Source organism: Bradyrhizobium sp. LeoA1Lang (assembly GCF_055413685.1).
This window is the reverse complement of the sequence record NZ_JBVAPG010000264.1, coordinates 1-7186: the sequence shown is the minus strand read 5'-3', so window position 1 is coordinate 7186 and position 7186 is coordinate 1. Positions and strand designations below refer to the sequence as shown.

Annotated in this window: 6 protein-coding genes; 5 read left to right on the top strand and 1 reads right to left on the bottom strand. The window is 61.5% G+C overall.

Annotated elements, in window-relative coordinates; all coding sequences use genetic code 11:
• Positions 1-174: 174 nt before the first annotated feature.
• Complete coding sequence (locus tag ACZYOF_RS41125) at positions 175-1659, bottom strand: aldehyde dehydrogenase family protein (protein ID WP_463719320.1); 1485 nt, start codon at positions 1657-1659, stop codon at positions 175-177.
• A gap of 119 nt (positions 1660-1778) precedes the next feature.
• On the opposite strand from ACZYOF_RS41125, the gene ACZYOF_RS41120 reads away from it, so the two are divergent.
• The 5 genes from ACZYOF_RS41120 (at position 1779) to ACZYOF_RS41100 (ending at position 7066) form a co-directional block, all read left to right on the top strand.
• Positions 1779-2864 carry a substrate-binding domain-containing protein gene (locus tag ACZYOF_RS41120; RefSeq protein ID WP_130579555.1) on the top strand — a complete coding sequence of 362 codons (1086 nt, stop codon included), beginning with the start codon at positions 1779-1781 and terminating at the stop codon, positions 2862-2864.
• A gap of 76 nt (positions 2865-2940) precedes the next feature.
• Complete coding sequence (locus ACZYOF_RS41115) at positions 2941-3687, top strand: glutamine amidotransferase (protein WP_463719319.1); 747 nt, start codon at positions 2941-2943, stop codon at positions 3685-3687.
• Positions 3688-3733: 46 nt separating this feature from the next.
• Complete coding sequence (locus ACZYOF_RS41110) at positions 3734-5161, top strand: NAD-dependent succinate-semialdehyde dehydrogenase (RefSeq protein ID WP_463719318.1); 1428 nt, start codon at positions 3734-3736, stop codon at positions 5159-5161.
• Between the two features lie 315 nt (positions 5162-5476).
• On the top strand, positions 5477-5908 hold the full coding sequence (locus ACZYOF_RS41105) for a CBS domain-containing protein (protein WP_130579558.1): 432 nt from the start codon (positions 5477-5479) through the stop codon (positions 5906-5908).
• A 594-nt stretch (positions 5909-6502) separates the two neighbouring features.
• Entirely contained in the window at positions 6503-7066 is a 564-nt protein-coding gene (locus ACZYOF_RS41100; RefSeq protein WP_463719317.1) for a hypothetical protein, read from the top strand.
• Positions 7067-7186: the final 120 nt, after the last annotated feature.

The following is a 7186-nucleotide window of genomic DNA, read 5'->3' as shown; positions in this document are numbered from 1 at the left end:
GCCAGCGATCATCCGATCGCATCAAACAGGCCGGACATATGGATGCAAGCGATCCGATCACCTCAAAAGCTCTTGTGCCACGGGGGCCGTCCACATATGGGTCCCGGGTCAAGCCCGGGACGACAGCGGAGTTTGTGGCACGCACATCATATCACGGCGGAATCGCGCACGCCTTCAGACGTTGAGGTTCATCCAGACCGCCTTGGGCTCGGTGAAATTGTCGATGGCGGCGGTGCCGTGCTCGCGGCCGAGGCCGGAATCGCGCTCGCCGCCCCAGGGCAGCCGCACATCCGTGTAGCCATAGGTGTTGATCCACACCGTGCCGGCCCGCGCGCGCTTGGCGAAGCGCTGCACACGGCCCATGTCGCTGCTCCAGACGCCGGCGGCAAGGCTGTAGGCGGTGCCGTTGGCGATCCTCAGCGCATCCGCCTCGTCCTTGAACTTGATCACGCTGACGACAGGACCGAAGATCTCCTCCTGCGAGATCCGCATCTCGTGCTTCACATTGGCGAACACGGCGGGGCTGATGAAATAGCCGCGATCGCCGACATGCTCGCCGCCGGTCACGAGCAACGCGCCTTCCTTCTTGCCGATGTCAACATAGTCGAGAATGGTGCTCATCTGCTTCTCGGAAATCACCGGTCCGAGAGCCGTGGCGCGATCCTGGGGATCGCCGATGCGGAGCGCGCTCGCGCGTGCAGCCAAGCGCTCGACCACCTCGTCATAGACGCTCTCCTGCACCAGCACGCGCGAGCCAGCCGAGCAGACCTGTCCGGCGTTGAAGAAGATGCCGGCAGCCGCGGCCTTCGCGGCGGCATCGAGGTTCGCGTCCTCGAAGATGACGTTGGCCGACTTGCCGCCGAGCTCCAGCGATACGCGTTTGAAATTGCCGGCCGCGCCGCGCATGATTCCGCGCCCCACGCCGGGCGAGCCGGTGAACGTGACCTTGTCGACGTCAGGGTGATTGACCAGCGCCTCGCCGGCGATGCGGCCCGGTCCGGTGACGATGTTGAGCACGCCGCGCGGCAGGCCGGCTTCGAGCGCGAGCTCGCCGATCCGCAGCGCCGACAGCGAGGTCAGCTCGGCCGGCTTCATGACGATTGTGCAGCCGCACGCCAGCGCCGGCGCGAGCTTCCACATGCCGATCATCAGCGGAAAATTCCAGGGCACGATCGCGGCGACCACGCCGACCGGCTCGCGGACCGTGTAGGTGAGCGCATCGTCGCGGGTGGTCACGACGTCGCCGCCGATCTTGTCGGCCCATCCGGCGTAATAGGTCAGCGTATCGATCGCCGCCGGAAAATCCTGCCGCAGCACCGCCGCGATCGGCTTGCCGGCATCGAGGCTCTCGAGCTCGATGATCTCGTCGGCATGCTGCTTCAAGAGCTCGGCCCATTTCAAGAGGATGTGGCCGCGTTCGGCGGCGCGCATGGTCCGCCATGGTCCCTCAAAGGCACGGCGCGCGGCGGTAACAGCGCGGTCGACGTCGGCGGCACCGCCTTCCGCGATCGTCGCGATCACTTCCTCGGTCGCAGGGTTGAGGGACTTGAATGTGCGTCCGGAGATGGCCGGGACGCGGGCGCCGTCGATCAGCAGCAGCTCGTCCCTGGCAGCGGAACGGCCGAAGGCCTCCCGCGCATAGTCATATGCAATTGACATCATATTTCCTCCTGTCTGGTATACCAAACCTAAGAGGAGATATCCCGCAGTAAATATGATATTTTCTGCCTATGGCTGACGATAATATGAATTTCACTTCATATTGAGAAGATAGGTCGATGCTGCACATCGAGATCGAAACCATCTGGCGATTTCACCGCGAAGGCAGCCCGCAGACGGCTGTGGTGATCCTCGGCATCCTCAACGAGATCCGCAAAACCGGGAAAATCTCGAGCGCAGCCATCGATGCGCATCTGTCCTATCGCCACGTCTGGAACCTGATCGACCAATGGTCGGAGTTCTTCGGCGTGCCGCTGGTGGAGACCCAGCGCGGCAAGGGCTCGCGGCTGACGCCGTTCGGCGAGAAGCTGGTCTGGGCCGGCGAGCGCATGCAGGCTCGCCTCGGCCCGCAGCTCGAAAACCTCGCGCAGGAACTGGTCACGGAGATCAAACCGTTCCTGCACCAGCGTCCATCGGTGATCCGCGTTCATGCCAGCCACGGCTTTGCGGTCTCCAAGCTGCGCGAATTCCTCGACCGCGAGCCCGGCATGGGCGTCGACCTCCGCTATGTCAGCAACCAGAACTCGCTGGTGTCGCTGGCGCAGGGCGCCTGCGACCTCTCCGGCGTGCATCTGCCGCGCGGCGAATTGCGCGCGCAAGGCATCCAGGCGTGCCGCGACTGGCTCGATCCGCGCGAGGACCGCGTGATCAGTTTCGTCACACGCGAAATGGGCCTCATGGTCAAGCGCGGCAATCCGCTGAAGATCAGCTCACTGAAGGATCTGGTCGATCGCAAGGCGCGCTTCGTCAACCGCGATCACGATTCAGGCACCCGGCAGCTTTTCGATCAGCTCTTGGCGCTGCACCGGATTCCCGAGAGCAAGATCAACGGCGCGCAGCAGATGGAATTCACCCATGCCGCCGTTGCTGCCTATGTCGCCAGCGGCATGGCGGATGCGAGTTTCGGCGTCGAAGCGGCCGCCCGCCAATTCGGGCTCGATTTCATCCGGCTGCTCACGGAAGATTATTTCTTCGTCTGCAAGAAGGCGTTCCTCGAGACCGAGCCGATGCGGCGCGTGCTCGAGATCATGAAGAGCGGCGACTTCCATAAAGCCATCGACGCCCTTCCCGGCTACGTCGCCTCCGAAACCGGCAAGGTCAGCGGCGTGAAGGATTTCCTGGAACGGATGCACTCCGATCGCTAAGCTGTCGCCGTCGCTAGACACCTTTGGCAGAGATACGTTATATTTGTGATGATATAACGAATGCTCGGATTTCCAGATGTTTCGACAGCGCCGTTCTGCCATCGCCATACGCCATGTGGCTTTCGAGGATTTGGGGCTCCTTGCCCCGATCATGGAGCGCGAAGGCTGGAGCGTGTCGTTCTGCGACGCTGCGGTCGACGACCTCTCCGATCGATCGATCAGGAATGCCGAGCTTTTGATCGTGCTGGGCGGGCCGATCGGGGTTTACGAGTCCGACAACTACCCGTTCCTGAATGCCGAAATTGCGCTGCTTGAGCACCGGCTGCAACAGGACCTGCCGACGCTTGGGATCTGCCTCGGTGCCCAGCTCATGGCACGCGCGCTCGGCAGCCGCGTGTTCGCCGGCCCTGCCAAGGAGATCGGCTGGGGAACGATCGGTCTCACGCCGGAAGGCGCCTCGTCCTGCCTGCGCCGCCTCGGGAAAGATCCGACCGTGCTGCACTGGCACGGCGACACTTTCGATCTTCCGCAGCAAGCCTTAAGGCTCGCTTCAAACGCCAATTACGAGAACCAGGCCTTCGCCTATCGGCAGAACGCGTTCGCGCTCCAGTTCCATCTCGAGGCCGATCCGCGCCAGTTGGAAGAGTGGTATGTCGGCCACGCCGCCGAATTGTCGGCGGCGAAGATATCGATCCCTGACCTCAGGGCAACAACGCTGAAGCTTTCGAAGACCGTCGCCGCGCAAGCCGAGCAGGTCTTCACCGAATGGCTTCACGGCATCCCGCAAGCCGGCACCGCGCTTCAATCCGGCGCGCACGCGTAAAGCGGCGCCCGCACTCCTTGCCACCAAGAACAACAAAGGAACGACCATGGCAAACTATCCTGAAATCCAGCTCTATATCGACGGCCGCTGGAAGCACGCCAGCGGGCAGCCCATCATCAATCCCGCCGACGAAACCACGCTCGGCACGGTGCCCACGGCAACGCGAACCGACCTCGACGACGCGCTCGATGCCGCCGAAAGAGGATTTGCGATCTGGCGCAAGACGGCGCCGCTCAAGCGTGCGCAGATCATCCTGAAGGCGGCCGCACTCATTCGCGATCGTGTCGATGAGATGGCGGTTGCGATGACGCTCGAGCAGGGAAAGCCGATCGAGCAAGCCAGGCTGGAAATCCTGCGGGGTTGCGAGATCATCGAGTGGGATGCAACGGAAGGACAGCGGCTCTACGGCCGCGTGATCCCAAGCGAGCCCGGAATGCGGCACACGGTGCTGCGGCAGCCGATCGGTCCGGTGGCAGCGTTCTCGCCCTGGAATTTTCCGATGAGTTCGCCGGCGCGCAAAGTCGCCGGCGCACTGTCTTCGGGATGCTCGATCATCCTCAAGGCGTCCGAGGAGACGCCCGCCGGCGCCGTCCAGCTCGTGCGCGCCTTTCATGATGCGGGCCTGCCTGCCGGCGTGCTGAACCTCGTCTTCGGCAATCCAGGGGAGATATCAGAATATCTGATCCCGCAATCGCGCATCCGGCTGGTGACGTTCACAGGCTCGATCCCGGTCGGCAAACGTCTGGCCGCGATGGCAGGCACTCACATGAAGCCGGCGATCATGGAGCTTGGCGGCCACGGCCCTGTGATCGTCTGCGACGACGTCGATCCGGTCGCAATGGCGGCCGCGTCGGTGGTCGGCAAGTCACGGAATGCGGGACAGGTCTGCGTCGCGCCGACGCGCTTCTTCGTCCAGGAATCGATCTACGATCGATTTGCCAATGTCTTTGCCGAGAAGGCGAGCGCGCTGAAGGTCGGCAATGGATTGGATCCGTCGAGCCAGATGGGCCCGCTGGCAAACTCGCGGCGGATCGATGCCATGGAAACGCTGGTTGCCGACGCCAAGGCCAGGGGCGCGCGCGTGCTTGCGGGCGGACATCGGCTCGGCAATCGCGGTTACTATTTCCCGCTCACGGTGCTCGCCGATGTGCCCGACGATGCCCGTGCCATGAACGAAGAGCCGTTCGGTCCGCTCGCGCTTGTCAACCCCGTCAAGACGCTCGACGAAGCCATCGAGAAAGCCAATTCCCTCCCGTTTGGTCTCGCGGCCTATGCGTTCACCCGTTCGGCTGAGAATGCCGATCGTCTCGCCGAGGGCGTCGAGGCCGGAAACCTCTCGATCAACCACTTCGTGGCCTCGGTCGCCGAAACGCCTTTCGGCGGCGTCAAGGAGAGCGGCTATGGGCGCGAGGGCGGCACCGAGGGCCTGCAGTGCTACACGGTGGTCAAGAACGTCTCGCACAAGACCGGCTGATCGATTGTTCCATTGGATGCGACGATCTCAGGTCCGGACGATGGGACCGGACCTACGGTCACCTTCGCTCCCAGCTATTCCTCGAAGGCGCGCTCAAGATGATCGTCAGATGGGGTTGAGAGCACAAAAACGACGACTTCAAACCAACCGACGGCCTCTGCCGCCGTTACACCGCGGCCCCGATACTCGCTGACTGCTTCCTGCCAATATGATACGCTGATGCTCCTAATCGAGGAGAATGGATGCCATGGTACGTGGCCCCAGTTGTGGGGGCGGGATGGAATAGGCGGCTAGGCCACACGATGGGAGGAAACTATGACCATCGAAAACATTCTGAGGCGGAAGGGCACCGATGTCACAACAATAGCTCCGGACGCCAGCATCAAGAGGGCGGCAGACTGGCTCCGCGCAAAGAATATTGGCGCTCTCGTGGTGACGAGTGAGAACTCGGTTCTCGGTCTGATTTCCGAACGTGAAATCGTTCATGCATTTTCTCGCTATGGCCAGACGGCCGGGTCGATGCTGGTGAAGGAAATCATGCAATGCGGTGTGGCCACCGTGTCTCCGGACGAGAGTGTCAATCGCGTGATGAAACTGATGACGCACCACCGCGTGCGCCACATGCCGGTACTACGCGGCGGCAAGCTAGCCGGCATCGTCAGCATCGGCGATGTCGTCAAGGATCGACTCGAGGATCTGGAGCTTGAGACGAAAATCCTGCGTGATGTCTACAACGCAGCGCGTTGACGGCTCGGGCGCCGGCTCATAGGCGCCCTGTCAATCATCGTGCTCGCGTTCACATGGACGTTGTCGGGCCCGCTCCGGGTTAATGGAGCCGGGACGTGAACAATGTCGAGACGTCCGCGTCGACAAAACTGCGGAAAGCGTCGCATCCAATAAAAACGTTGTGGCTGTGAACGAGCTCACAATGCAACCAGCACGATCATGTTTTGATCGTAGCGCATCAACCATTGGTAAAATGGGATGCGACGGTCGCCGGAGGGCTTCCCCAACAAAGGGGTAAAATATGAACAGCAAACCTCCCACTCCGAAGCGGGGTGCTTTCCCTACGCCGAAAGAAGTGCGCGACAAAGCACCAAAGTATAACCCTGACGCACCCGACGCAGCCGACGATCAGAAAGGCGAGGAGACAGACTCTTCGCCGGATCAGCAGCAGCATGACGATGCTCAGCGTGGAACGAAGGACGAAGCAATGGAGCCTAAGCGGAAATAATCGAAGTTCATTTCAGCAAACGGAGACATACCATGGCAATTCAGCTTGGAGGAAGTGGACAAGGTAGATATCCCAAACGCGGAGCGACTCCCACGCCGAGGAGCGTCTTGGCGGCCGCCACCCCGCATAGTGTAGTCGGCCTTGCAGCGGCACCTCCCCATTTCATCACGATCCCTCACAGGCTGTCCTCTTGGGGCAATTTCGATCATGGTGATTGCGTCACTGCCGAAGAAGCGTTTGCGAAGGCGTGTCACAATCCGGAAATCTTCATTTCGGACAACGAAGTGATAAGATGGGCGACGAAACATGGGGTGCTGGAGGGAGCCTATCTGCATCAGGTGATGGTTTGGATGCAGGAAAACGGCTTCCATCAGAGCCGGCACATCTACGATGACGGCCAGATCTATTCGGTCGACTGGACGAATCCCTCCACGTTAAACAGCGCAATTGCGGAAGGTCCGGTCAAGATTGGCGTTGCCGCAACCCAACTCCAGACCGCATGGAACTCCACGAACGGGAAGACCGGATGGTTTGGCCTTGGATTCAACAAGGACACCAACGAGGACCATTGCGTCAGCCTTTGCGGATACGGCTCGCTCAACTGGCTCGCACAGCAGCTTCAGGTCACCGTGCCGGCCGGAATCGACGGTACGAAGCTCGGCTATGCGTGAGCGTCATCCGGCGACCACGCACTGAGGGCTGATCTGGTCGGCTAGGAAGATCTCGTGGATTGTTTCGTCACGAGGTCACCATGTCAAAAGATAGTTGTAAGGATGGCGATAAGGATAGGC

Coding starts and splice junctions, on each gene's coding strand:
- ACZYOF_RS41115 (WP_463719319.1), top strand. CDS start 2,941: ATGTTTCGACAGCGCCGTTCTGCCATCGCCATACGCCATGTGGCTTTC.
- ACZYOF_RS41110 (WP_463719318.1), top strand. CDS start 3,734: ATGGCAAACTATCCTGAAATCCAGCTCTATATCGACGGCCGCTGGAAG.
- ACZYOF_RS41105 (WP_130579558.1), top strand. CDS start 5,477: ATGACCATCGAAAACATTCTGAGGCGGAAGGGCACCGATGTCACAACA.
- ACZYOF_RS41120 (WP_130579555.1), top strand. CDS start 1,779: ATGCTGCACATCGAGATCGAAACCATCTGGCGATTTCACCGCGAAGGC.
- ACZYOF_RS41125 (WP_463719320.1), bottom strand. CDS start 1,659: ATGTCAATTGCATATGACTATGCGCGGGAGGCCTTCGGCCGTTCCGCT.